The sequence below is a fragment of the Paenibacillus sp. NAIST15-1 genome (genome assembly GCF_001894745.1).
In the GTDB taxonomy this organism is placed as follows: Bacteria; Bacillota; Bacilli; order Paenibacillales; family Paenibacillaceae; genus Paenibacillus_B; species Paenibacillus_B suaedae.
In genome coordinates this window covers 71,274-97,610 of record NZ_BBYF01000010.1, presented here as the reverse complement: position 1 = coordinate 97,610, position 26,337 = coordinate 71,274, and the positions used below count along the sequence as shown (strand labels likewise).

Below are 26,337 nucleotides of genomic sequence, written 5' to 3'. Positions count from 1 at the left end.
TGAAATTTGTCACATTTTAACACAATTTGTATCCAGCACTCGCACAATTACTTGAACAACGCCATATTTCCATTTGTCAGCATCATGCCACCAATTGAAAATATCGGCTAGTACGATTATAGGAGAGAGAATATGGAGCACTATCTGTCATCCGTTCAGAAATGCTGTACACTGCTGAAGCTGTTTCTTCACGGATCGAAGGAATGGGGAGTCACGGATTTAAGCCGCGAATTGCAGTGGTCTAAGGGGGCTGTCCATAAAATGCTGACCACCTTGGAGAGCGAAGGACTGATCAAGCAGCATCCACGGACGAAGCTGTATTCATTAGGGTATACACTGCTGGAATTGGGAAATAAGGTAAAAAATGATGATGATATGGTCAGCTTTGCAAGACCTTACTTGCAGCAGCTCGCAGAATTGACGAAGGAGTCGGTATGCTTATGTATTCGCGATCAGCAGGACGCGATCTATGTCGACAAGCTCGACTCCCCGCTGCCAATCCGCTTCATCATTGATGCCTATCGGCGGTTTCCGCTCTATGCGACAAGTGCCTCGCGCGTTATTCTGGCCTATAGCCCGGAGTCGCTTCAGCAGGCCTTGCTTGAAGAGCCAATGACTGCTTTTACGAACTACTCCATCACGGAGCGCGAGCAAATGAGCGAGCGTCTTGCAAATATCCGTGAACGGGGCTATGAGATGAGCTCGAACATGCGCAATATTGGCGTAACCGGCATTGCTGCACCGATCTTCCATGGTGATGGCTCTGTACATGCATCTATTAGCTTAATCGGCCCGAGTGATCGAATGGAGCCTCATGTCGATCGCTGGATCAGCATGCTGCTGCAGGTGACCCAAGAGATGTCGCGCCTGCACGGCTTTAGTTAGACGCGTATCCTTGCAAGGAATGCATCGCCCTCATCATACATAAGGGAAGCAGGATTGAAGAGGAACCTTCCCCTTAATCCGCTTCCCTTATTGTTGTTCTTGCTATTAGATGAGCACGATTAGCATACCGTAACCGTTACTCACGGTTCAGTTCGAGCCACTGCGACCCGTCATGTTTATTGATCGTAAACGTGAAGCCTAGCATTTGCGACAGTGAGCGGAGCGGAACATATAATTGCCCATCCTTCACTTCTGGTGCTAGCGGCATGACAAGCGTCTGCCCACCAACCTTCGCCTGCTTGCTATTCATCGTTAGTTCCGCTACTGCTCCCGTAATATCATCAGTTATGGTCAGCTTCGTCTTGCCTTCCCATTTCAGCTTCGCATCGAATTCCTCCGTAATAAAGCGCAGCGGAACCATCATCGTTCCACTCTTCGTATACGGCAGCGCCATATCATCATAGAACCAGTCGTCATAGTTCGTCGTTGAGACTGGGATTGTCGTCCACTTCTTCGTTACTCCCACTTGCTTCAGCCATTTGTGCGCTACAGATGAAGGGTCGAAGTGTCTGAGCCACTTGCCAGGCGTCATCTCTGGATCTGTTAGGGATACGGAAGAGGAGAAATCCACGTCATCCACCTTCACATTACCATTTAGGTTGCTGTATTCGGTTGATTGGTTAATGGTAACCTTCTTGAACGGAGCGCCAGCAGAAGCCGGAACAGCGATCGCGAGCGATGCATTCAGCTTGCGAATATTCGATTCCTGATCTGCATACAGATCCAAGACGAGCTTCGTATCTGGCCCGAGCAGAACGGCCGCGTCCGGATTGCTCTTCACCCAAGCCTCATAACCTTGATCGAGCTGTGAAATGATGGATGGCAGCTGTTCCTTGAACATTTTGTACGCCGATAATCCAAATGCCTCGCCATCCTTCAGCATATCTGGAACCTCTCCCTCCATCTCAGGAGCTGCTTGCGATAGCGCAGCCGTTAGCATCGGTACGTACCACTTGCCCATTTCCAGAAACCAAGCCTTCATGCCCTCTTCGTCCTTCAGAGCAGATTGAAGCAGTTGCTTCACCCATGGCACCAGTTCATTGCCTCCGAATTCAATATGGAGCTGCGATAATGGCAGCGATTGTCCCATTATTTGCTCTGTGACTTGCTTTACAGATGCATTTTGAGGATTCGGTGCATGCTTGCCAAATAGCGTTATCGTAGATTCAGTAAAAGCCTTCAATTGCTTTGAAGCAGGTTGAACCGTAGATAAAAGTTGAGTATTCATATCATTGCTCATTACAATAGGGGATTTAGCTCCCTCCAGCTTAAGCACCATGCGATTGTCTTTCCAGCCAATCGTGAACGGAACCTCGTCGCTTGCCACCTTCAGCTTGCCACTCATCGAAAAACGCTGGGCATCCTGCGCCTTCACTTGAATTGTCAATTGCGCATCGTTGAATGCTTTTATCATTGCAGTATCATCATCTTGCAGCTTGCCAGATGCCGGCTCAAAATGAATGCTCATCGTCTGCTGTGCTTCATACGAGTTGATGTCCAGCTGCTTCTTCATGACCTTCGTCACATCAAGTCCGCCAATTGATTGACAGCCTGTTAGCAGCACAAGCACTGCCGCCATGCACATTGCTAACCACTTGCATGTTTTCATGTCCCGTTTCCCCTCTTTCCATTTCATATCGAATACCTGCCTTTACAATTCCGATCTGATACGTAAGCTGTATGTATCTCATGACCATTATGAAGGACATCGGAATACCGTGTAAAGAAATAATTCCAACAATATATCGGAGATCCCCTGTTGGCTGCAGTTACTCCTGCAATTACTCTAGTGGTTGTTCTTGTAGTTGTTCTTGTAGTTGTTCTTGTAGTTGTTCTTGTAGTTGTTCTTGTAGTTGTTCTTGCAATTCATCTGCATCTATATCAGCAGTCCTCCAACCGTCTCAATGCCTGAATAGAAAAAGCGCTGCCAGCTATATTCCAAGAATACAGCGGACAGCGCCAATTGTAGCAATGCCTATTCAATCATTCATATGGAAGTACTAGACATCTAATTAGCTATTTGTTCATTGTGGAAAATCACTGAACTCCGCTTCATTCCACATTGCAAATTACAGAACCTTGATTGGAGCCAAGCTCCACACTTCCTGATGGGTTGCTACAGCTTCTGGTTCCAAGGTAACAAGCGGCCCGAGTGACTCTAGTTCCAATATATGCTCGTTCGTATACAATTCAAAGGAGCAGCCCCCGTCCGGATAACTCGCACCAGAAATCGGTTCATAGCGCTTCTCAAAAACGATTCCATTTCTTGTATAAGACGCCTTGCCCTCCTCTTGAAGCATACCGAACTTGAACGCTTGCTTCAGGTGAGCAACTTGCTTCACTTCGATGCGTCGTTCTCCCCATGTCACCCGCTCATCATTCATAGCAGCATATGGCCACAGCGAAATGGAGCGGTTCGGGAGCAGGCCGGTATCTCTTGTAATCTGCGGAACAACAGCTGTACCACCCGGTGCCATAACCGTGATCGCCCACGGTGCCAGCTGAATCGGCCATGCTCCCTTATTGGCAATACGGTGGATGACAACGACGTCGTCTTGCTGAAAAATCAGCTCGATCTCCTTGGCGCATTGCGTCCATGGTTCTACCGGAGCAATCAATCTCACGCCTGACGCTGTTCGTACGTATTCAATAGGCCGATCATCCGGCGTGTACGTCCGTGGATAAGCTTCTGGACTTGCCCATAACCGATGCCCGCCGCGAAGCAGCCAACCGTCGCTGCCTAAGGCATGGAACGCTTCTCCCTCCTGGCGGATTGCCCCTTCACGATCCTCGAACAGCATATTTTCTTGACCGCATAAGCTGAAATGCATAATTCGGATGCCAAATGTTAGCGGCACAATTACCTCATAGGTTCCATTCTCTAGGTGCAAACTCTCGCCCCAGCGTTCATGCTGAATGGTATTCATCTGTAAAGCAGCCACTGCCGCTCCCCCTTCCGTCCTCATTCCCTTTTGATCTTCTCTCTATACTGCTTTAATGGCACTATTACGTACTCTACTATATATACGTTTCAATCGTTTATATTAACAATCAATAACACTCAGCAACACTCGTTAATCCTTATGTTTCACTATCACTTACATCTCAGTATTAACAGTATTAACAGAATTCAGTATCTCTTATATCGCAGTATTAATAGAATTCAGCATCACTTATATTTAAGTATCAATAGGATTCAATTGTTAATATTACGATGTCTTCCAAAATCCGCTCATGGCTTTACTTGCTCATACCCACATGCCATGGCGAAGCGGCAGAAGGCCTCGCGTCCCAACTCATCATGCTTGAATACGCCCGCTTGACCCAGTATGGTCACAAACTTATTGCCGATCTCATGCAAAATGACCTGTCTAGCCTTATCAACTGCCATAATCCCGTATTGATCCAGTAATTGATCCACCCAAACACGATGAGGATATAGGCTATCGGTTTCTTTCAGTTGATCCCTTGCCTCCATCCATTGTCCTTGTTCGGACAACAAAGTCGTAATCCGCTCAATATCTTGCTTCAGACGCCCTGGGAGAATCGCAAGCCCCATCACTTCAATTAAGCCGATATTTTCTCTCTTAATATGGTGATGCTCTCGGTGTGGATGGAATATGCCCTCAGGGTGAACCTCATCTGTGCGATTGTTGCGAAGCACCAAGTCCATCTCGAATAACGAACCCCGGCGCCTTACAATTGGCGTAATCGTATTGTGACGAATCGATTCCCCGTCACGAGTCGTACTCGCTGCAATCCCTACGCTGTCATCACTGTACAGCTTCCACTGCTCATAGATTTCATCCGCACATTGAAGCAGGACATCCGGCTGCTCACCTTGCAGGCGCAGCACTGACATCGGCCAGCGAACAATCCCTGCGGTTACGCCAGGGTATGCCGAATGCGTGAACCGAGTCTCGATCGGCGCTCGTTCAATTGGGAACGTATGTCTGCCCGCTTGGAAATGATCATGACTGAGGATCGATCCGCCTACAATGGGCAGGTCAGCATTAGAACCAATGAAATAATGCGGGAATTGCTCCGTAAAGTGCAGCAAACGTGCAAACGTATTACGCGTCAGCTTCATCGGAATATGCTCACTGTTGAAAATAATGCTGTGCTCGTTATAATACACATACGGCGAGTATTGGAAATACCAGGATTCTCCGTTCAACTCCACTGGGAGAATGCGCAAATTTTGCCGGGCAGGATGATCCAGTCTTCCTGCATACCCTACATTATCCGCGCAGAGCAGACATTCGGGATAGTGAGATGCGGACAACTGTGCAGCAAGCGCAATTTCCTGCGGACTCTTCTCCGGCTTCGACAAGTTGATCGTCATTTCCATTTCACCGAACTCACTCATATGGAGCCAGTATTCATTGTTGCGGACACGATCAGTCCGAATATAATTGCACTTTTGATTGAGACGATAGAAATCATCGGTTGCCCGCTCCATTCCATCCGTCATCCGTATCCGTTGGAAACGGTCCTGCATCTCAGAAGGACGCGCCATGAGCAGCCCCATAATCCGCGCATCAAGTAGATCGCGCTGCGTCATAGTGTTATCTGGAAGAATGCCGCTCTTATAGGCATAATCCAGCAGCTCATCGAGTATAGGATGCGGTTCATCCGGAATTGCTTCCCATTGCTCATCTCGGAAACTTGAACAAGGCTCTGGCAATTGGAATAAAGCTAGTAGCTGATTGCGAACATAGGGCATATCAAGCCGATTCATCAGATCATGATGTACTGCATATCGAATCAAGGTCTCAATCGCGAAGCTTGCCCGCTGGGCAGATGCTCGCGACAGAGCTAATCCTTCCACACCTTGTGTCATCTCGCATTCCTCCTCAGCTATCGTATCCGTGTGGACGTGCTTGATGCCATTTCCAAGCACTCTCGATCAACACATTCAGATCATCCCGCTTCGGATTCCAGCCCAGAACAGACTTCGCTTTGTTAGCGGATGCGATAAGCACAGCAGGGTCTCCGGCTCGGCGCTCTTCCACCACAGTTGGTACACTTCTTCCCGTAACCCGTTCTGCAGTCTGGATCACTTCCAGAACCGAAAACCCGTTGCCGCTGCCCAGATTGAACACATCGCTCTGACCGCCGCCGCGCAAGTATTCAACTGCCAGCACATGGGCATCAGCCAAGTCGCTGACATGGATATAATCACGAATGCATGTGCCGTCAGCTGTAGGATAGTCGTTGCCGAACACCTTCATTTCCTTCCGCTGGCCAAGTGCTGTCTGCAATACAAGTGGAATGAGGTGCGTCTCAGGTCTATGATCTTCGCCGATCTTGCCATTCTCATGAGCGCCAGCCGCATTGAAGTAACGCAGCGAAACGTAGCGAATATCATGTGCTTGATCGAACCAGCGCATCATCCGCTCCATCGTCAGCTTCGTCTCCCCGTATACATTCGTCGGGTTCGTCGCTTCTGTCTCTTCGATCGGTGTGCGCTCCGGCTCCCCATAAGTTGCTGCAGTTGATGAGAATACAATCCGGGACACTTGATGCTTGCGCATCGCTTCAAGCAGAACAAGCGTGCCGTGGACATTGTTATCGTAATATTTCGCAGGATTGCTCATGCTCTCTCCTACAAGTGAGTAGGCAGCAAAATGAATGACTGCATCAATAGAATGTTGCGCAAATACAGAATCGAGAAATGCACTATCGCGAATATCACCAATATGAAGCGTACCTCCAAGAACCGCATCTTTATGTCCAGTCTCTAACGAATCTACAATCACGACCTCTTCACCGCGTGCCAACAATTCTGCAACCGTATGCGAACCAATATACCCTGCTCCACCTGTAACTAATACTGCCATGCTATTACCACTCCTCACCAATTGTTGCTGTCTGTATAGAAGGCTTGATCTCTCTTACCCCATCTCCTACGCGACAGATATAAAATTCCGGATGTAATCCGGTCTGCTGTTCATATGCGGAACCTACTTGCGCGACAAATTGTTCAGCATCCCCTTCACGTACGAGCGATACCGTGCAGCCGCCAAATCCTGCTCCCGTCATTCGAGAACCAAGTGTCCCTTCGATATGTCGTGCTTCCTCTACCATAATATCCAACTCGTTGCAGCTGACTTCATACAAATCACGCAAGGAGTCATGCGATGCATTCATCAATTCGCCGAAACGAATCAGGTCATTGTTCTTCAGCGCCTCAACCGACTGCTTCACGCGATCATGCTCTGCAATGACATGCGCCGCACGTGCACGCACGATATCATCTGCAATCGTATCGGCCGCAGCTTCGAATTGCTCCGCGGTAAGCTGCGCCAGCAGCGTCATATGCGGATATGTAGCTTGCAGCGCCCGTACCGCCTCATCACACTGTGCTCTGCGCTCATTATACTTCGAATCGACTAGCCCGCGGCGCTTATTCGTATTGCCGATAATAAGACAGTACCCCTCTGTCTGGAAAGGTACATGCGTATATTCCAACGTATCGCACATTAATAGAATGGCATGATCCAGCTTGCCTTGCGATACTGCGAATTGATCCATGATGCCACAGTTCACGCCGACGAATTGATTCTCTGCTCGCTGGGACAATACAGCGATGTCTGTTCGATCGATGCTGTGCCCTTCCATCGTGAGCAGCGCATAAGCGGTTACCACTTCCAGTGATGCAGAAGAAGACAATCCTGCCCCATTCGGAATATCTCCGTGGAATAGCAGCTCATATCCTCTAGTCAAGCCACGAGCCGATTTCGAGAGCTGATTCATGACTCCGATTGGATAATCCGTCCATTGATCCTGCTTCGCTTCTGCAAGTGCATCCAGTTCAATATCCAGCTGATATTCAAAATTCGTCGATGCCAGTCGTATGCATTGATCCTCACGTTCACGAATTAATAGAGTCGTCCCGAATTCCAATGCGGCAGGGAGCACATATCCTCCATTATAGTCAATATGCTCTCCAATCAAATTCACTCGTCCTGGAGCATGGAAAAAACGAACCGGTGCAGAACTCGTTCCATATCGTTGTTCAAAACCTGCCAGTAGTTTGCTTGCATCCATTACAATGACCTCCCGTTGTTTCACGTGAATACGATACCGTTACATCAATCATACGAATATCCGCTGGATTTCGTAATATATCGATGTGCGCTACATATGGACTTATGTGACTCTACCATCATTTTCATGCTACAATACTATTATTGTACACGCAAGGAGGATCTCGTTATGACTGACTCCCTTAATTATGAAGCGGCAGAGGCAGCAACTGCAACTAGCGATGCAGAGGCTAGTGTCGTCAGCGCTCTAGAGACCTATACGGTTGCATCAAATCCAACCTACGTCGAACAAGAAGGATTACGCGTCCTATTTGCAGGGGAAAGCCAGACCGTCCCCTCTCATAAGGTCGGCCCTAAACTTTACGACTACTATTTGCTTCATCATATTATGGAAGGACAGGGAAAATTTTCAACGGAAACGAAAACTTACGAGCTTCAGGCGGGAGATGCGTTCCTCATCGCACCCGGACGCCTCGTCAGCTATGAATCCGATGCAGCGCAGCCATGGAAATACTGCTGGATTGCCTTTCAAGGCAGTTCTGCTGATGACCTCGTAGGCCGTGCTGGGTTCTCGGAACAAACCCCCATTATTCGTGCAGACGATCACATGGATGTTCCCTATCAGATGAAGCACATTACTGCAGCATTTCAAGAGCGAAGTGTAGCAGCAGATCTGATTGCACACGGCTATCTCCATCTCATTATGGCGAAATATGCAGGCATACAGCGGCAATTGGATGACACGAATCGACTGCGTCCCGAGTCTGAAATGCAGCAGACCGTACGGCAGGCTATCCAGATGATGTCTACTCAATATGCGCACCCATTATCCATCGAGCATATCGCGGAGAGTTTAGGGTACAGCAGGGCCTATTTTTCTCGCATATTTAAGCGGATAACGGACATGACACCTGTTACCTTCCTGTTGAAGCTGCGAATCGATAAGGGCCGCCAATTGCTTCGAGAACGTCCTGATCTAACGGTTGAGCATATAGCCGCCTCGGTCGGCATCCCTGATGCGCTCTATTTTTCGAGACAATTCCGGCGGTTCTATGGGCAGCCTCCTACAACCTATCGCAATCAAGTTATCCAACCCGACAGCACTTATCAGCGTAAATCTTAGTATGGATGTACACCAAGAATTAGGAGGGAACACCTATGAAAAGACTGAGCATCAAGGAAGAGTGGGAGCAGCAGGCGCGATTAGTGGAGTCCGGTCGCAAGGAAGCTGCATCCAAATCCATTTCGGAGCTTATTCAAGACCTTACGAATACTGGTGGAGTCTACGTACAGGATCACAAGCAGACTAGCGCAGTTGGCGAGCTGTTCCGCCGCGCGGTAGACAAGCTGAATCCATTTCACAAATCCTAATTTAGCTAAATGAAAAGGAGCGTTGCCCTGATAAACAGAAAAAAGCAACGCTCCTTATTATGTGAATGACATATCCACTCTAATGCTGTAGTTGTTTCAAGGCTTTTGATATGGACTCTTATCGTTATTGCTTCCAAGTTATGTTATGAATCCCGCTCTGTCGTTCCACGCCGATGAGACTTTCATTTCTCTTAATGGATCGCTACATCCCGCACAACGCTTCTGCGACAGGCATATAGCGTGAGTCGTATACCTGTTGATAACGAAGGTGACGCTCTGCATGAGGATGATAGGTGTCTACGCCTCGACTTTGCATCGCCTGACGCACTTCCTCTGCATGGGCATAATACCCGCCCCCAAGTGCAGCTGCGCATGCAGCGCCAAGCATCGTCGCCTCCTCAATAGGCGGCACGACGAGCGTTGCATTCGATATATCCGCCTTCATTTGCAACCATGCAGGAAGCCTTGTTCCGCCTCCAACTGCGCACATATTGCGAATCTCATGCTCCGAATTGCGTTCCGCACTTTGACGAATCATCTCCAGCTGATAAGCCGTACCTTCAAATACTGCCCGCAATAGCTCCTTCTTGCCGTGCGACTTGGACAGACCGATAAAGGCAGCACGCGTCTTCGAATTCGGATAAGGGGCGCCGCTTCCCGACAAATACGGGAAGAACAGAGCTTCCCCTGGGCCATCGTTCACATCGTTCATGAGCTGCTTAATCTCTTCGTAGGACAATGTCTCATCGGCAAGCTGTCTCCGAATCCATTCCACTGCACCGCCTGAAGAAGCATTGCCACCCATCCAGAAGTGATAACCCGGCACAACATGATAGCCGTAGGATAATCCGGTATCAAACTCTGCTTGTCCGAGTGGACGCTTCGCGATTGTGCCAACGAGCGTCTCTGCTGTTCCCATAGAAACATATACGTCGCCCGGCTGCACAGCCCCAACTGCAAGTGCTGCACAGACATGATCATGCCCGCCAATTGCAACTCGTGTATGGGCAGACAGACCAAGGGCTCCCGCTACCTCTGGCGCTACAGTTCCTAGGGGTATGCCGCTTGGCAGAACTTCCGGGAAAATCTGCTCATCCAATCCGAAATGCCGAATCCACGGGACATCCCAGCTGTCCGTCTCCATACTGTATGCAAATGTTCGCGTCGCAAGCGATGGGTCGAAGGCCATTGCACCAGTTAATCGGTATGCAATATATCCCGATACGGACAGCCACACAGCCTGCTCGAACATACTCGCCTCTCTATCCTTCAGCCAGAGCAGCTTTGGCAATCCATGCTTGAACGACAGGTGCAGGCCTGTACGCTGGAACAGCTCCAACGGCGTTCCTTCTTGACGAACCCGCTCCGCTTGCTCGGAAGAGCATGTGTCGAACCACGGCAGGAGCGGAGATTGCACCTTGCCTGTGTGACGGTTCACGAGCAGTCCACTCTCCGCCATGCTCGTAATCCCGATATAATCAACAGGAACTTCACCGTGAGCATCCATTAGCTCGCGAACCATTTCGGATACGTCATTCCACATCGCATCTGGATCGTATACAACGTAGCCTTCATTCGTATCTACGGTAACAGTTGGACGACTCGCTTGTCCTAGAAGTCTGCCTGACTCATCGAATAGTCCGACCTTGCGATTGGTCGTCCCGAGGTCAACCCCGATCATGCGCATAGGGCTATACCTCTTTCCCTGTCATCTTGTAATATGCGAGTGCGAATAATTCCCCCATCGGTTCACGATATACCGCATCCGCATGTCCATCCATGCTCGTCGCTGTCCGATTCATCAGCACCAGCTTCGCCTTCGTTGCTAATCGAACAAAGCTGGCCGCTGGCTGCACAGTAAGCGAAGTGCCGCCCACGATTAACAGATCCGACTCCCGGATCCGTTCAATCGCTCTTGAAATAACCGCATCATTCAATTGCTCTTCATACAGTACAACATCAGGCTTCAATGTCCCTCCGCATTGCTTGCAGGAAGGGATAACCTGTTCACTGTTCAACACTGCATCCAGTCCATATTCCGTTCCGCAAGCGGTGCAGCGGTTCCGGTGCACCGAGCCATGAAGCTCCCATACTTCCTTGCTGCCTGCTGCTTGGTGCAGTCCATCAATATTTTGTGTGACGACTGCCGACACAATACCATCCTCTTCTAGCCGGGCCAATGCACGATGTGCTCCATTCGGCTTCGCAGAGGGATGCAGCATCTTCGCGCGATAGAAACGATAGAACGTCGCCGGATCACGATCATAGAAGGAACGGCTCAGCATGACTTCCGGAGGATATCGGAATGCCTCATCATCCGCAAATACCCCATTGTCCGATCGGAAATCGGGAATCCCGCTCTCTGTCGATGTTCCTGCTCCGCCAAAAAAAACAACATGCCTGCTGCTGCGCAATAAATCTGCCAGCTCCTCTGCATGAGCATGAAGAATAGGATTCATTTGTTCTGTCATCGTCGTCGCTTCCTCCCTTTTCCACCTAAATAGTTCAATTTTAAGTATACCGTACCTATTCATCTAGGGAAAGATTTCAAGGGCGGCATGCGCGATCCCACACTGACAAGCTATTCTTCTGCTCCTACGAAGAAGGCCTGAGAAGGCATCAAGTACAGATGCGTTCTCAGGCCTATATGGATTGAGTAAAATATATTAACCTAGCCTATTATAGATACGGGTTCTCGCTCTTCGCCTTGAGCACATTCCAGCGCCGCTCTACTTCATGCTCGAACGACTGCAGCGCCTCCGCATTCTCCGGCTTGCTCATATGCTTCGTCTTGCCCATCATAACCAGCCATTCGAGTAACGGAACTTTCTTATTCTTATCCTCCGGATTGTACGTAATTGTTGTAATCCCTTGTTCCACTTCATACAACGGGAAGAAGCAGGAATCTACGGCCGCATTGACAATCTGTGTGCCCAGCTTGTCTTCGGACAGCCAGTTAAGAGGACAGGTAATTAAAATTTTGCCGTATACAAGCCCCTCATTCTGAGCATACCATTGTGCTTTAGCCGCCTTCTTAAGCAAATCCTGTGGAAATGCTTCACTACCTGTGAAGACATATGGAATGTTCGTTGCCGCCATAATTTGCGCGGTATCCTTATGATGGAACATCTTGCCCGCCTGCACCTTGCCTACGTTAGAGGTGGAAGTGCGGTGGCCAAGCGGAGTCGAATATGACAATTGCGCCCCCGTATTCATGTAACCTTCATTATCGTATTCCAAAATAATCATCTTATGATTGCGCAGAGCCGCTCCAATCGCCGGCCCCATACCGATATCCATCCCGCCATCGCCTGTAATCATCACAAACGTGAAATCATCTGGCAGGTTCAGGTGATCCAGCTCACCGCGCCGCTTCCGTTCCCAGAACATTTCGACGACTCCGGACAGCGTTGCTGCCCCATTCTGGAACAGGTTGTGAATATATGTCGCCTTGTGGGCAGAGTAAGGATACCCGGTTGTGACAACCATTGCGCAGCCCGTATGGAACAGTGCTACAATATCCCCCTCGATCCCCTTGAAGAACAGCTCAAGACCGGAAAAGATGCCGCAGCCTGGACACGCGCCGTGGCCTGGAGCAATTCGCTTCGGCTTCTTCGTCAATTGGCGCAGCGGCGGAACGCGAACGCTTAGCTTGCCGGACTCCTCATCCTGCTTCACCGTAATTAGCCCTGTCTTCAAATCTTCATATTTCATCGGTTCAATGACACGCTGCGGGGCCTTGGCTGGGTCACCAGGCGTATGTCCATGGTAATCGAATGGCTTCTCGACATACCCCTTCTGTGCTGCCTCAATGGCACACTCGAACAGTGCGTGGCCATCCTCAGCATAGAAATCCTTGCCGCCAAGCCCGTAAATACGGCTGATAATCATCGTATCACGGTTACCATGCGTGAACAGTGCTGACTTCACTTCATTGACCATATTGCCGCCGTGACCGCCATAAGAATCAGCACGGTCTCCCACTGTCACGACTTTAATATGAGCCAGCGCATCCGCTATCTCCTTCGCTGGGAATGGGCGAATGATGTTCGGCGATATGGAACCGGCTTTAATTCCCTGCTCCCGAAGCTGATCGACGACATCCTTAATAATTTCCGCCGCGGAATTGAGCAGGAATACAGCTACTTCTGCATCCTCCATCCGATATAAATCCAGAATCGGATAATCTCGTCCCGTCAGTGCAGCATATTCGGTGCGGATGCGGTCGAACACCTCTTCTGCCTTATACATAGCCATGGACTGCTGATAGCAGTTATTAATATAATCCGGCTCATTCATATAAGGTCCTACCGTGATCGGATTATTGCGATCCAGTGTATCAGCGAATCCGCGCACAGGCTGTTCGCCAACGAAGCGATGTACGTCTTCTCGCTTGGCGAAGGTCTGAACACGACGCTTCTGGTGCGAGGTGAAGTAGCCATCGAATGCAACTAGCACTGGAAGCCGAACCTCTGGATCCTCTGCAAGCTTAAGCGCCATAATGTTCATATCGTACACCGCTTGTGGATCTCGGCAGAGCAGAATCGGCCAGCCTGTATTCAGTGCAAAGTACAAATCCGAATGATCCCCATGGATGTTCAACGGACCTGATACGGAGCGGCACACTAAATTCATGACCATCGGGAATCGCGTACCTGATTGGACAGGCATTTGTTCAAGCATATACATGTATCCGTTCGCACTCGTCGCATTGAATACCCGTCCACCTGCAGTCGAGGCTCCATAGCATATTCCTGCCGATCCATGCTCACCGTCTGCTGGAATTAGCTTAATGTCATGCTGTCCGTTCGCCTTCATCAGATCAAGGAATTGTGCCACTTCTGTTGATGGCGATATCGGAAAATAGCCCATAATATGATAATTAATTTGATGTGCGGCATATGCAGCCATTTCATTGCCTGACTCATACACCATTCGCTGCTCAACCGTACCGCCGGTCACTTCTTTTTCATACTCAATTGCCATAGCTACTCATCCTCCTTACCTTCTATCTATCAATGGCGTTCAGCCAGCTCGAACATATGCGGAACACGATGTTCATCCGCATATCCGTCCTCTTCCCGCTCATCGGTCAATGCTTCTGTAGGACATGCATATACACATTTCAAGCAGCCTTTGCAATATTGATAATCAATGCCTTGGAGGAACATTTGCGGTCGACCCTTCTTGTCCGGCTGTTCTTCCCACACAAAGCAAAAATCAGGGCACACATTATCACAGGCCGCGCAATGAATACATTTATCTGAGGCAAAGTGCGGCATCATACCGGCACGAGAGATGCTTAAATCCTTCAAGATGGAGTTGCCTGGATTCACGACGGTACCGCCGATAGGCTGCGTCTCATAGCCAAGCGCTGGCCTATCCCAACGAATTGGCTTCGGCAGCAGAACTCCCTCAGGGAAGGAAAATGATTGGAATTTCACTTCATCATATCCACGTTGGAACGTATTCAGCGCTGGCTGAACCGCCCCTGGATATTTTTTCTCCAGTGATTTGCGAATAACGCTCTTCATTTGCTCCGCATCCAAGAAGTCGCATAAGCGGAACAGCGCACCGAGCATCGCCATATTCACGCGATTTTTCTCTTCCAATGCAATTCCGATTGCATCGACCACCGCGATGGTTCCACCCGGCAGCTTCAGCTTCTCCTTCAGTTCCTCAGGAGATTTGGCAGAGTTGACGAGTATGAGGCTGTCCTCATATATGCCGCTCGTTACATTGACTGTCTTGTATAAAGACTCATGGAAAACACCTACGATATGAGGACGTTCCACCGGAGTCGTATCCCGGATTAGCGTTTCTGGCATACAGAACCGGATATGCGCCTTAACTGGAGAACCCTTTTTCTCTGATCCATATGAGGAAAAGCTGACGCCGTTCAAATCGCTGCCGGTAACTCCAGCTTCCGCCAGCATTTTGCCGGCCAAATTCGCTCCAAGTCCCCCGATTGACTCCAATCGGATTTCAAAAAAACCTAGTTCATTAACCTTAGGCAGTGTAACCATATAGGTACTCCTTTCCTAACTGCTCCTGCCTTACGGCGCTTACGACGCTGGGAGCAGAACCTTTGTCATTATGTGCAGCTGTCTCGTAGACAGAAAGAACCGAGAATGGTGGAGGTTGTTCGCATCGTTCTCATCGAAGTGCAGAATGCAGGTTGACTCAGGCTGTATTCGGACAGCAAAATACACCACTTTGCCCGCACTAGATGTGACGAACCAGTTCTAAGTGTTCCGTGCTGCACCTCGAATGCACCACAAATGAAACAATGGGAACTCGCACTTGTTACGGTATGACAAAATGGTAAAACTGATGGGATGGTACAAAGTATGATTTATGTCACTAATGACTAAGGGTAAATTGACCAATCGATGAAATGTGAATAATGAATGACTGCAATCTAATAGAAAGAAAAGACTAGACAGCCCAGATGCGTGGTAATGTGAGAATGAGAATCCAATAGATCCTTGAAGGTTGAGGTGAAAAGTCGTGCAATGCCATGCATGATCATGCACGCATACGGATTAGATACCGTGTGCCGAAGTAAGATTTGATTTCAAAAAATTATGATCTGTCTCAAATAAAGGCATGTGTCATAGTTCGTAACATATATGCTAGAGGTCTATTATGTTATGACTGTCAGGGCTCAATCATTCCTAATTGAATCCATTGCAAGCGCGCGAGCCGATGATAAGCAGCTCTCTCAAAGTTGGGGAAATGCTATGTTTCTATCCATAAAAGGAATATACCAATACTAGCAAATATCCGCAGCCCCAGATTCAGAAGGAGTGCAGTTGTCACGAGTTATTACGAATCAAATGTCGCACCAAAAATTGGCAACGCTTGCAAGTGTCATCTCCCTTCTTTTCTTGTAGAAATGTGCTCTATTACGGCCTATCATAACCCTATATTTGCCAACTAGTCAACCTGAATTAAGCAGTCTTCACTGCCTACAAACAATGGGCACAATTGAAAGCGTTATTTGTGATTAACATCACAATGTGTGCTTATTTTCTATGTTACGTTGAACTTGTAATTGACAGCTAATGAGCTCGCCGGCTTACGGAGCTACATTCATAGAGAAATCCGTAAACCGACTACACCTAGGTAAGGAGGGAACCATCATGCGGGAGCACCTTAGTATCCCCACTGCCCCCGGATGCGGGCCGTCAACGTTAACGAAAAGTGGAGAGACGTTCGGCTTAAATTTGCGATTTCTACTAATTGTATGCGTCTTTGTCGGCAATGCGATTGAACCACTCATCATGCGCATGCCTGAGATGAAAGCTATTTTCCTTTGGATTTTTACATTCCACATGCCTTTATTCGTGTTCATCACAGGATATTTTGCACGCAGCAATCTAAACGGTGCAGCAGGTATTCGTATCCTGAAGCAAATCGCACTTCAATATATTATTTTTCAAACGATCTACTCGCTGCTTGATTATCTTGTGTTTCGCGTACCAGGCATTAGTCATTCCTTTTTCATTCCATATTTGCTGCTCTGGTTCTTAGTCGGCCATCTATTTTGGAGACTTATGATGAAAATGTTCACGCGTTTTTCGATAAGTCATCCACTGCTTATCTCCATTGTATTAGGATTTCTAGTCGGCTTTCTGCCGCTCCAGGGCGCGTGGCTCGGCATTTCTCGTTCGGTCGTCTATTTGCCGTTCTTCGTTATTGGGTACACATTCTCTTATGAGAGATTTCGGGCATGGCTGACACCGTTCGTGCGGTATATAGGGGTTGCCATATCCATGGCGCTGCTTGTCGTGCTCTATATGATGTCTGAGCCTATCAATCCTATCTGGTTCATGAATCATATGACCTTCCATGAGCTTGGATGGACACAGTCCGGTTGGCTTGCCCTATTCAACCGTACCGTCATCTACTTGACGCAAATAGTTGCTTCCGCTGCCTTCTTGGCTTGGGTGCCAATACGGGAAACTCATTTAACAAGCTTAGGCAAGCGAACTTTGTACGTGTTTCTCCTCCATGGGCTAATTATTCGCTTCGTCGTGCTGACAGGTGTATATGCCCATATTACGTCAGGTTGGAGCGCAGCACTGCTGATCACGGCGTCTATTGCCGGTGCTGTTCTGCTGGCGCAGCCGCAGGTTACGGCATGGCTCCATCCGATTATTGAGCCGAAGTGGGATCCGATTGCAGGATGGATACGCCATAAGCTGTTCCGCGCGAAAATCAAGCATAGCTGATCGATTATACTTGCTGTCACATACGAGCTGGTTTCGGCTCACAATCATTGTCCAAACACCGCGAGAATCTGCATTTTTGCATGCTGTTTTCTTGCGGTGTTTTTGTACGTGCAACAGCGTGTTCACCTAGAATGGATTGGTAGAAAAACCCCAACAGTTGTGATAGACTACTAAGAAACCCATTGGCAAGCACTAGAAAAAGCCATTCAAAAGTTCGATTTTATGTAAGACGTAGAAAAATAGGACTCGTCCCGCGCGACGGGAAGGACATGAGATGGAGGTTTACCATATGACAGCCAAAAAGATGCGCTCAGACATGATTAAAAAGGGCTTTGATCGTGCACCTCATCGCAGCTTGCTGCGTGCCGCAGGCGTTAAGGAAGAAGATTTCGACAAGCCGTTCATTGCAGTATGCAACTCGTATATCGATATCGTTCCCGGTCATGTACATTTGCAGGAATTCGGTAAAATTGTAAAGGAAGCCATTCGCGAAGCCGGCGGTGTTCCATTTGAATTCAATACCATTGGCGTCGATGATGGGATTGCCATGGGCCATATCGGCATGCGCTACTCGCTGCCAAGCCGTGAGATTATCGCAGATTCCCTTGAAACCGTTGTATCCGCACACTGGTTCGACGGTATGGTATGTATTCCGAACTGTGACAAGATTACACCAGGTATGATTATGGGCGCATTGCGCGTCAACATCCCGACTGTATTCGTCAGCGGCGGGCCAATGAAGGCTGGTAAGGATTCCAACGGCCGCTCCATCTCCCTCTCCAGCGTGTTCGAAGGTGTTGGTGCTTATCAAGCCGGCAAGATTGACGATAAAGGACTTCAAGAATTGGAGCAGTATGGTTGTCCAACATGCGGATCCTGTTCCGGCATGTTCACAGCCAACTCTATGAACTGCTTGGCAGAAGCACTCGGAATTGCGCTTCCGGGCAACGGAACGATCCTTGCTGTAGCGCCTGAACGCCGCGAATTCGTCAAGAAATCCGCGAAGCAGCTGATGAGTCTCATTGAGAAGGACATTAAGCCGCGCGACATCGTAACAATGGAAGCTATCGACAATGCCTTTGCCGTTGATATGGCGATGGGCGGTTCCACGAATACGGTGCTTCATACGCTTGCTATCGCAAGAGAAGCTGGCTTTGAATATCCAATTGAACGTATTAACGAAGTAGCAGCGCGTGTGCCTCACTTGGCCAAGATTGCGCCTGCTTCCGATTATCATATTGAAGATGTGCACAACGCTGGCGGCGTCAGCGCGGTTCTAAACGAGCTGTTCAAGAAGGAAGGCGCCCTCCACGGCGAGTGCATTACCGTAACAGGCAATACATTGCGTGAGAATGTGGCGGACAGCCCAATTCTCGATACCGATGTGATTCACACCTTGGATAACCCGCACAGCGAGCGCGGCGGCTTGGCCGTTCTGTTCGGTAATCTGGCTCCAGAAGGTGCGATTGTTAAGGTCGGCGCGGTTGATCCGTCCGTTGGCGGGCATCACATGGGCCCTGCAATCTGCTTCGACTCCCAGGACGAAGCATTGGCTGGTATCGCGAACGGCAAAGTCAAGGAAGGCCATGTAGTAGTCATCCGCTATGAAGGCCCTAAGGGCGGTCCAGGCATGCCTGAGATGCTTGCTCCGACCTCGCAAATTGTCGGCATGGGCTTGGGCGCTAAGGTAGGTCTGATTACAGACGGACGCTTCTCTGGCGCTTCCCGCGGCATCAGCATTGGTCACATCTCGCCTGAAGCAGCAGAAGGCGGCCCAATCGCCTTCGTTGAAGATGGGGATATTATTGAACTCGACCTTAACAACCGCAAGATCGAGCTCCAAGTATCCGATGAAGAGCTTGAACGACGTCGTGCTGGTTGGAAAGGCTTCGAGCCGAAGGTGAAGTCCGGATATCTCGCCCGCTACTCCAAGCTCGTTACGAATGCAAGCCAAGGCGGTATTTTAAAGATCTAATTCTATTTTTAATACGTATTGTTGCAATAAGGAAGCCCGCTCTGTTATACCGAGCGGGCTTCTTGTTCTGCAAAAATAAATTGTAGGCTAAACAATGCTGGATCCAATCCCGATTTTCATGATGATAGTTTTGATTATTGACATGCAATATTATGTTCTATAGATTAGTTGTACAACGCCAGAGGAGAATGTTCTTGTATGAACCAACTTTACATTCAACCTCTGTTTTATATCCATAAACAATGGTTTCCCTTCGCCCAAAATAACAGGGTGAACTGATAATCTGAATTCATCAACAAGACCTAAACGGATAAAAGTTGTGATAAGGCTTGCTCCACCATACAGCCAGATGTCTTTACCAGGCTTATTCTTTAATGCATTTACTTCTTCAAGGATATTGTCATTTATGAATATCGCTTGATTATCAGTTCCTTTTTGCGTCTTGGAGAACACATACTTCTCTTTACTGTGCACGAGTTCCCACATTTCTTTTTCAGCTTCCGTACTTTCGCTTCCTGGCGTAAATTGTCCCCATAAATCGTAACTTTTTCTTCCATACAAAATCGTATCAATTTGATGTAAGAAATGAGTAAACCCCATCTCAGCGTCCATCATGCACCAATCTACTTCTCCATTCTTCCCTTCAATAAAACCGTCTATCGTAACGGCTAAATCAAGAATGATGCTTCGCCCCATAAATGGCCACCCCTTTCATTGATTGTTTCCCTCATTATAGACCTTAATGATGTCATCCTCTGTCATATTACTAAAGGAAAGTTCTCTCTGCCAGCGTACGCAAAACAGGCTGCCTCATCTTGGATGAGACAGCCTGCAAATAACGAGAATTATTCAAATTAGACCAAATGGCAAGCAACCTGATGTCCGCCGCCCATATCACGATACTCCGGAACCGCCTGCTTACAGATGTCTGTCGCAAACGGACAGCGCGTATGGAACTTACAGCCGGATGGAGGGTTCGCCGGGCTTGGAATATCCCCTTGCAATACGATCCGATCAGGCTTGCGTGTTGGATCTGGTACAGGCACCGCAGACAGCAATGCCTTCGTGTACGGATGAAGCGGATTTCTGAACAGCTCATCACGAGGAGCCATCTCAACGAGCGAGCCCAAGTACATAACCCCGATACGGTTGCACAAATGCTCAACGACCGACAAGTCGTGAGAAATGAACAAGTACGTCAGGTTCTTCTGCTCTTGCAGATCACTCAGCAAGTTGATGATCTGTGCTTGAATCGATACGTCGAGCGCCGATACCGGCTCATCCGCTACGATAAATTCAGGATTCAATACTAAGGCACGTGCAATCCCGATACGCTGGCGTTGACCACCAGAGAATTCATGAGGGTAGCGATCGATATGGTAAGGAGCAAGACCGCAAATCGTCAAAATTTCTTTGACCCGATCACGCACTTCGTTCTTCGAAGAAATGCCGTGGTCAATCAAGGCTTCGCCGATTGCATCGCCGATCTTAATACGCGGGTTCAAGGAGCTGTACGGATCCTGGAACACAAGCTGCATCTTGGGACGCATACTGCGCAGTTCCTTTTTCGACAAGTCATGAATCTCTACGCCGTTGAACAATACTTGACCATCCGTCTTGTCGAGCAGGCGAAGAATGGTACGACCTGTAGTTGACTTACCGCATCCAGATTCCCCTACGAGACCAAGCGCTTCCCCTTTATTCAAGCTGAAGGACACACCGTCAACCGCACGAACATGGCCTACCGTTTTGGATAAAATACCGCCCTGGATGGGGAAGTATTTTTTCAAATTGTCTACTTGTAGCAACGGTTGTTGACTCATTGTACGTCCCCTCCCTTTTCATACAGCCAGCATGCTGTCTTATGTTTGTTGTCATACACCTTAAGCTGAGGCTGCTTATCCGTACAGATGGACATGCAATGCTCGCAACGATCATTGAAATAACAGTTCTCTCCGAGTTCAACAGGGTTCGGAACCTGTCCCGGAATCGTATATAAACGCTCCATACGCTCATTGATGACCGGCTTTGCCTTCAAGAGGCCCTGCGTATATGGATGCTTCGGATTTTTGAAGAGCTCAAGCACAGGAGCTTCTTCAATCACTTTACCTGCATACATAACGACAACATGGTCAGCCATTTCCGCTACGACACCAAGGTCATGCGTGATCATCATAATCGCCGTATTGAATTCCTTCTTAATGTTGCGCATCAAATCCAAGATCTGTGCTTGAATCGTTACGTCGAGCGCCGTTGTCGGCTCATCCGCAATGAGAAGCTTCGGATCACAGCTAAGCGCAATCGCGATCATAATCCGTTGACGCATACCACCGCTAAGCTCATGCGGATATGCATCGAAGATTTGTGCCGCACGTGGAATGCCGACCAGTTCGATCAGATCAATCGCACGTTTTTTTGCTTCCTTCTTCGTAACGCCTTTATGCAGCAGGATCGGTTCTGTCAGCTGTTCCCCGATCGTAAATACCGGGTTCAGAGACGTCATCGGCTCCTGGAAGATCATCGCGATTTCGTTACCGCGGATCTGGCGCATTTCACGTTCCTTAATTCCAAGCAAGTCTTTGCCATTATATAAGATCTGTCCACCCTCCACTTTACCCGGAGGAGAGACAAGACGCATAAGAGACATCGCTGTTACGCTTTTTCCGCATCCGGATTCACCAACGACACACAGCGTTTCTCCTTCTTTAATTGAGAAGCTGACATCATTGACCGCTCTTACGACGCCACTGCTAGTATAGAAATTCGTCCGCAAATTGCGAAATTCGATCAAGTTATTTGACATAACGTATCCCTACCTCTTCATTTTCGGATCGAGGACGTCCCGCAAGCCGTCACCAATGATGTTAATCGAAATTACTGTCAAGAAAATACATACGCCAGGCGGAATCCACAGCCATGGACGCTTCTGGAAATCAATCAAGTTGTTCGCGGCCGTAATCATGTTCCCCCATGACGGTGTCGGCGGTACTACCCCTAGACCCAAGTAACTCAATACCGACTCTTGCAGAATTGCACCTGCAACCGTCAATGTCGCTACGACGATAATGATCGGAATCGTGTTCGGCAACAAGTGGCGGAAGATTTTGCGGCGGTCACGCAGACCAAGCACTTCTGCCGCTTGCATGAACTCCTGTTCACGAAGCATTAAGATCTGCCCGCGCACGAGACGGGACAAGCTCGGCCAGCTCATGAATCCAAGCAAGAACATAACCACGTAAATCCGCTTATCCGGCGGAACCTTCATATCCGATAGAACCGCACCAAGAATGATCAGGAGCGGCAAACTAGGAATCGACATCATAATATCTGCTAGACGCATGATGATGGAATCAACCCATCCGCGATAGTAACCTGCAATCGCGCCAAGCGTACTACCGATTGTGACAGAGATAATCATCGCCACGAGTCCGACGATCAAGGAAACGCGGCCTGCGAGCATAACCCGCAGCAGGATGTCGCGTCCCAGGTTGTCCGTACCAAGCCAGTGCGTAGCGGAAGGACCTTTATTTTTCATTGGGCCCATCGTATCCAATGAATACGGCGAGAACAGCGGGCCAATAAAGCAAATGATGAACATCAAAAGTACAACGACAATTCCGCCCATTGCGAATTTGTTCTTGCTAAGTTGCTTAAATGCCAACCTCCACGGGGAAGCAGGCTTCGTCTTCGAAGCAGCTGTTGCAGCTGCAGAGTTAGTAGCAGTTTGAGACACGAGCTTTTTCCCCTTTCTATTTCATGCGTACACGTGGATCGGCCACGCGGTACAGCACGTCAGCTAAGAAGTTACCGACTACAGTGAGCAATGCCAAGAACATCGTGAAGCCCATCAACAAGAAGTAGTCACGCGACGTGATTGCTTCCAGGTTGATGCGGCCGATACCCGGCCAGTTGAAGATTTTCTCCGTAATCATTGCGCCACCGAACAATCCCGGAAGCTCGATACCCAGCAAAGTAATTGCAGGCAGCATTGCATTGCGAAGCGCGTGTTTGAAAATAACCGTTCTTTCTTTTAGGCCTTTCGCACGTGCAGTACGGATATAATCCTGACGGATAACTTCCAGCATGCTCGTACGGAAATAACGAGTAAGTGAACCTACACTAAGTGCAGTCAGCACGATGACTGGCAGCATTAAATGATGAACCAAATCCCAGAATTGCGCCAATCCGGTAGCATTGCTTCCGGAGGTGTACATTCCGCCAACAGGGAATATTTTGAAGTCGACAGCTAACGCTTTAATTGCATATAAGCCAACAAAGAACGATGGCAATGACATTAAGGCAAATACGAGAAACGTAACTACCCCATCAAAAAATGAATATTGCCTGATAGCAGAAAATACACCGACAAGAATTGCTATTGCCCATGATAAAACTAATACGATTGCAGCGATCATAAAGGAATTCCACATATAGCGATTAAGTACAGTTGTAACCGGTTGCTTATGCTGTATGGACATCCCCAAATCACCCTTGAGTGTGTTGCTCGCCCAAGTGAAGTAACGCTCAGTAAGCGGCTTGTCCAAACCGTGAATCGCTTTAAGTTCAGCAGCGCGCTCTTTGGAAATCGTCGGGTTCGAATCGATAAAGTTACCCGGTGCCAATGCAAACACGGCGAACAGGATAACGGATACCCCTATTATCGTAGGAACCAATTGTAACAGCCGCCGAATGGCGTATTGCTTCATAATTATTCCTCCTAGCTTTATATAAGCCTAAATGCCCAGCCCGGAGGCTGAGCATTTTGCAGGCATAATTCATTTGCCTTGCGGCTATTGAATTTGCAATTGTGGCAAGCTGTACGTGAAGTTGCGATATGGCGACATATCGAAGCCTTGCAAGCGAGCGTTGTTCGCCCACATATCACGACGTTGGTACAAGAAGATGTAAGGAAGATCCTCATTCAACTCTTTATACAGTTCTTTAAAGACCTCTTTACGTTTTTCAGTGTCTACCATTGCTCCAGCTTTCGTGAACAACTCATCAACCTTCGGATTGGAGTATCCAACATCATTCTGGGAACCGCCAGTCTTGAACACATTTTCACCGGATTGCGGATCTGGTGTTAAGCCCCACGCCAAGAACATCATGTCGAAATCGCCTTTTTTACGCTTGTCTACAGCAGCATTGAAGTCCATTTGTTCTGCAACGAATTCGATGCCAAGCTCTTTGTAGCTTGCTTGAGCAAGTGGAATGATTGCATCGTTTACAGGGTTAGGAGTAGTTGCTGTGAACGTAATCTTGAATTTCTTGCCGTCTTTCTCACGAATGCCGTCACCGCCGACTTTCCAGCCTGCTTCATCCAGCAATTGTTTTGCCTTTTCCAGATCGAAATCGTACTTATTCACATCATCTGTGAACGCCCAAGATACTTTGGATTGCGGAACGTTCAGAACGTCTGCATAGCCTTGGTATACCGCATCAACGATTTCCTTACGGTTCAAACCGTATGTCAATGCTTGGCGAACACGCTTGTCCTTGAATTGGTCATGCTTATGGTTAAACGCGATATAACCGTAGCTGTTCGCTGGGAACAGGTTAACGTCAACGAATCCAAATTCTTTCAATTGCTCGATTGTGTCTTTGTTAACATCGATGAAATCCATATCCGTCTCGCCGGCTTGCAGCAATTGCACATTCGTTTCCGACGTCGTGAATTTGTAGATCAATTTCTCGATTTTAGGTTTGCCTTGGTAGAAGAGCTCGTTTGCTACCAATACTGCCTCTTGACCTGGAGTGAACTTTTCAAGCTTGTACGGTCCATTGCCGACCGGATGCGTGAAGAGGTCTCTCATGTAACCAAGACTGCCTTGCTTGTAATCCTTGCCGTAGATTGCTTTAGGAAGCACGCCTACGGAACCGATAGCGGAAAATGCCAATGCATTCACTTCTGTCGTTGTCACTTGAATCGTGCGTGGGTCAAGAACTTTAATACCTTCGATGGATGTTGCTTTTCCTTCTTTATACTCTTTGCCGCCCTTGATATGAGCATCCTTGATAATGTCAGAAGGACCGTCATAGGACTTGTCGTGCAATACAGTCAAGCTGAATGCTACGTCGTCCGCTGTTACAGGAGTGTTATCACTGTACTTCAAACCATCGCGAAGTGTAAACGTATAAACAAGGTTGTCAGGAGAGATTTCCCACTTCTCCGCGATCCCTTCTTTATAAGTACCGTCTTTGTTCACTTCAATCATGCTGGTGAATAGGGTGCTATTAATAAAGTTATCATATTGCGAGTCCGCAAAGAGTGGGTTAAAAATACCGCTTGGTGACGTGATGCCGATAATCATCGTGTCCTTACGATTCTTCGCAAGCTCTGGAGACAAGGATACATCCGAAGCTTTAATCAAGCCATCGGTTACCAATTCTTCAGCAGGTTGTTCTGTATTTTGGCCAGTAGACTTATCTGCACTTTCAGAGGAATTTCCGCCTCCGCAAGCAGACAGGATAAGTGTCAATGATAACAATAAGCAAATCATGGTGCTAAGACTTTTTTTCACAACATTCTCCCCTTATTTCTTAGATGACATTTATAAATAGTATAAAAGTTGTATACATATTACCTAGTTAGCTTCGAATGTTCGGCTATATACTCTTTTATAGAACATTGGTCAATAAAATAAGAAAGAATGACCAATTCCTCAGCAAGAGACGAATATTTTTTCATAATACTACTTGATAATTTCGTATTTGTAAATGCTTATGTCAGCTTTACCTTAAAAGATTTTAATTTTCA

Annotated in this window: 20 protein-coding genes; 5 read left to right on the top strand and 15 right to left on the bottom strand. The window is 48.1% G+C overall.

All coding sequences use genetic code 11. From position 1 onward, the window contains the following. Positions 1-132: 132 nt before the first annotated feature. Positions 133-885, top strand: a complete 753-nt coding sequence (locus PBN151_RS19925; protein WP_072730390.1) for an IclR family transcriptional regulator — start codon at positions 133-135, stop codon at positions 883-885. 136 nt (positions 886-1,021) lie between these two features. Here the strand turns inward: PBN151_RS19925 and PBN151_RS19920 are convergent, their stop codons facing one another. From PBN151_RS19920 to PBN151_RS19900, 5 genes are all read right to left on the bottom strand, one after another. Further along, positions 1,022-2,554, bottom strand: coding sequence for a copper amine oxidase N-terminal domain-containing protein (locus PBN151_RS19920; RefSeq protein WP_072730389.1), 1,533 nt, complete (start codon positions 2,552-2,554; stop codon positions 1,022-1,024). A gap of 460 nt (positions 2,555-3,014) precedes the next feature. Continuing rightward, positions 3,015-3,887 carry a hypothetical protein gene (locus PBN151_RS19915; protein WP_227774882.1) on the bottom strand — a complete coding sequence of 291 codons (873 nt, stop codon included), beginning with the start codon at positions 3,885-3,887 and terminating at the stop codon, positions 3,015-3,017. Positions 3,888-4,177: 290 nt separating this feature from the next. Continuing rightward, positions 4,178-5,788: a UDP-glucose--hexose-1-phosphate uridylyltransferase gene (locus PBN151_RS19910; protein ID WP_072730387.1), complete on the bottom strand. Its 1,611-nt coding sequence runs from the start codon at positions 5,786-5,788 to the stop codon at positions 4,178-4,180. 13 nt (positions 5,789-5,801) lie between these two features. Then, on the bottom strand, positions 5,802-6,788 hold the full coding sequence (gene galE / locus PBN151_RS19905) for a UDP-glucose 4-epimerase GalE (protein ID WP_072730386.1): 987 nt from the start codon (positions 6,786-6,788) through the stop codon (positions 5,802-5,804). 4 nt (positions 6,789-6,792) lie between these two features. Then, positions 6,793-7,998: a galactokinase gene (locus PBN151_RS19900; RefSeq protein WP_072730385.1), complete on the bottom strand. Its 1,206-nt coding sequence runs from the start codon at positions 7,996-7,998 to the stop codon at positions 6,793-6,795. A gap of 168 nt (positions 7,999-8,166) precedes the next feature. Between PBN151_RS19900 and PBN151_RS19895 the strand changes: the two genes are divergently transcribed. Then, positions 8,167-9,120, top strand: coding sequence for an AraC family transcriptional regulator (locus tag PBN151_RS19895; protein ID WP_072730384.1), 954 nt, complete (start codon positions 8,167-8,169; stop codon positions 9,118-9,120). A 35-nt stretch (positions 9,121-9,155) separates the two neighbouring features. Further along, positions 9,156-9,368 carry a hypothetical protein gene (locus PBN151_RS19890; RefSeq protein ID WP_072730383.1) on the top strand — a complete coding sequence of 71 codons (213 nt, stop codon included), beginning with the start codon at positions 9,156-9,158 and terminating at the stop codon, positions 9,366-9,368. 202 nt (positions 9,369-9,570) lie between these two features. Here PBN151_RS19890 and PBN151_RS19885 read toward each other — a convergent pair whose 3' ends face one another. The 4 genes from PBN151_RS19885 to PBN151_RS19870 all read right to left on the bottom strand — a co-directional run bounded on the left by PBN151_RS19885 (position 9,571) and on the right by PBN151_RS19870 (position 15,394). Then, positions 9,571-11,055 (bottom strand): FGGY-family carbohydrate kinase, encoded by a 1,485-nt coding sequence (locus tag PBN151_RS19885; RefSeq protein WP_072730382.1) that lies wholly within the window; start codon positions 11,053-11,055, stop codon positions 9,571-9,573. Between the two features lie 4 nt (positions 11,056-11,059). Next, positions 11,060-11,839 carry an NAD-dependent protein deacylase gene (locus PBN151_RS19880; protein ID WP_227774880.1) on the bottom strand — a complete coding sequence of 260 codons (780 nt, stop codon included), beginning with the start codon at positions 11,837-11,839 and terminating at the stop codon, positions 11,060-11,062. Between the two features lie 208 nt (positions 11,840-12,047). Next, a complete protein-coding gene (locus tag PBN151_RS19875; protein WP_072730381.1) occupies positions 12,048-14,354 on the bottom strand; it encodes a thiamine pyrophosphate-dependent enzyme in 2,307 nt (768 codons plus the stop codon). A gap of 29 nt (positions 14,355-14,383) precedes the next feature. Continuing rightward, positions 14,384-15,394, bottom strand: a complete 1,011-nt coding sequence (locus tag PBN151_RS19870; protein ID WP_072730380.1) for a 2-oxoacid:acceptor oxidoreductase family protein — start codon at positions 15,392-15,394, stop codon at positions 14,384-14,386. Between the two features lie 1,119 nt (positions 15,395-16,513). Between PBN151_RS19870 and PBN151_RS19865 the strand changes: the two genes are divergently transcribed. Together PBN151_RS19865 and ilvD are read left to right on the top strand one after the other, a co-directional pair. Continuing rightward, the gene (locus PBN151_RS19865; RefSeq protein WP_072730379.1) at positions 16,514-17,605 is read left to right on the top strand and encodes an acyltransferase family protein; all 1,092 of its coding nucleotides are present in this window, start codon (positions 16,514-16,516) and stop codon (positions 17,603-17,605) included. Positions 17,606-17,894: 289 nt separating this feature from the next. Next, entirely contained in the window at positions 17,895-19,580 is a 1,686-nt protein-coding gene (gene ilvD / locus PBN151_RS19860) for a dihydroxy-acid dehydratase (protein ID WP_072730378.1), read from the top strand. Between the two features lie 150 nt (positions 19,581-19,730). Here ilvD and PBN151_RS19855 read toward each other — a convergent pair whose 3' ends face one another. The 6 genes from PBN151_RS19855 to PBN151_RS19830 form a co-directional block, all read right to left on the bottom strand. Then, positions 19,731-20,276 carry a dihydrofolate reductase family protein gene (locus PBN151_RS19855; protein WP_072730377.1) on the bottom strand — a complete coding sequence of 182 codons (546 nt, stop codon included), beginning with the start codon at positions 20,274-20,276 and terminating at the stop codon, positions 19,731-19,733. 158 nt (positions 20,277-20,434) lie between these two features. Further along, the gene (locus PBN151_RS19850) at positions 20,435-21,403 is read right to left on the bottom strand and encodes an ABC transporter ATP-binding protein (protein ID WP_072730376.1); all 969 of its coding nucleotides are present in this window, start codon (positions 21,401-21,403) and stop codon (positions 20,435-20,437) included. Next, complete coding sequence (locus PBN151_RS19845; RefSeq protein ID WP_021256989.1) at positions 21,400-22,383, bottom strand: ABC transporter ATP-binding protein; 984 nt, start codon at positions 22,381-22,383, stop codon at positions 21,400-21,402. Before PBN151_RS19845 ends, PBN151_RS19850 begins: the two co-directional genes overlap by 4 nt. A 9-nt stretch (positions 22,384-22,392) precedes the next feature. Then, positions 22,393-23,313 (bottom strand): oligopeptide ABC transporter permease, encoded by a 921-nt coding sequence (opp4C, locus tag PBN151_RS19840; RefSeq protein ID WP_072730375.1) that lies wholly within the window; start codon positions 23,311-23,313, stop codon positions 22,393-22,395. 16 nt (positions 23,314-23,329) lie between these two features. Next, on the bottom strand, positions 23,330-24,286 hold the full coding sequence (locus tag PBN151_RS19835; RefSeq protein WP_072730374.1) for an ABC transporter permease: 957 nt from the start codon (positions 24,284-24,286) through the stop codon (positions 23,330-23,332). Between the two features lie 84 nt (positions 24,287-24,370). Beyond that, positions 24,371-26,101 (bottom strand): ABC transporter substrate-binding protein, encoded by a 1,731-nt coding sequence (locus PBN151_RS19830; protein ID WP_072730373.1) that lies wholly within the window; start codon positions 26,099-26,101, stop codon positions 24,371-24,373. Between the last annotated feature and the right edge of the window lie 236 nt (positions 26,102-26,337).

Bases quoted from the DNA above. Each gene is read 5' to 3' on its own strand.
- PBN151_RS19925 (WP_072730390.1), top strand. From the start codon at position 133: ATGGAGCACTATCTGTCATCCGTTCAGAAATGCTGTACACTGCTGAAG.
- PBN151_RS19920 (WP_072730389.1), bottom strand. From the start codon at position 2,554: ATGAAAACATGCAAGTGGTTAGCAATGTGCATGGCGGCAGTGCTTGTG.
- PBN151_RS19910 (WP_072730387.1), bottom strand. From the start codon at position 5,788: ATGACACAAGGTGTGGAAGGATTAGCTCTGTCGCGAGCATCTGCCCAG.
- galE (WP_072730386.1), bottom strand. From the start codon at position 6,788: ATGGCAGTATTAGTTACAGGTGGAGCAGGGTATATTGGTTCGCATACG.
- PBN151_RS19900 (WP_072730385.1), bottom strand. From the start codon at position 7,998: ATGGATGCAAGCAAACTACTGGCAGGTTTTGAACAACGATATGGAACG.
- PBN151_RS19895 (WP_072730384.1), top strand. From the start codon at position 8,167: ATGACTGACTCCCTTAATTATGAAGCGGCAGAGGCAGCAACTGCAACT.
- PBN151_RS19890 (WP_072730383.1), top strand. From the start codon at position 9,156: ATGAAAAGACTGAGCATCAAGGAAGAGTGGGAGCAGCAGGCGCGATTA.
- PBN151_RS19885 (WP_072730382.1), bottom strand. From the start codon at position 11,055: ATGCGCATGATCGGGGTTGACCTCGGGACGACCAATCGCAAGGTCGGA.
- PBN151_RS19880 (WP_227774880.1), bottom strand. From the start codon at position 11,839: ATGACAGAACAAATGAATCCTATTCTTCATGCTCATGCAGAGGAGCTG.
- PBN151_RS19875 (WP_072730381.1), bottom strand. From the start codon at position 14,354: ATGGCAATTGAGTATGAAAAAGAAGTGACCGGCGGTACGGTTGAGCAG.
- PBN151_RS19870 (WP_072730380.1), bottom strand. From the start codon at position 15,394: ATGGTTACACTGCCTAAGGTTAATGAACTAGGTTTTTTTGAAATCCGA.
- PBN151_RS19865 (WP_072730379.1), top strand. From the start codon at position 16,514: ATGCGGGAGCACCTTAGTATCCCCACTGCCCCCGGATGCGGGCCGTCA.
- ilvD (WP_072730378.1), top strand. From the start codon at position 17,895: ATGACAGCCAAAAAGATGCGCTCAGACATGATTAAAAAGGGCTTTGAT.
- PBN151_RS19855 (WP_072730377.1), bottom strand. From the start codon at position 20,276: ATGGGGCGAAGCATCATTCTTGATTTAGCCGTTACGATAGACGGTTTT.
- PBN151_RS19850 (WP_072730376.1), bottom strand. From the start codon at position 21,403: ATGAGTCAACAACCGTTGCTACAAGTAGACAATTTGAAAAAATACTTC.
- PBN151_RS19845 (WP_021256989.1), bottom strand. From the start codon at position 22,383: ATGTCAAATAACTTGATCGAATTTCGCAATTTGCGGACGAATTTCTAT.
- PBN151_RS19835 (WP_072730374.1), bottom strand. From the start codon at position 24,286: ATGAAGCAATACGCCATTCGGCGGCTGTTACAATTGGTTCCTACGATA.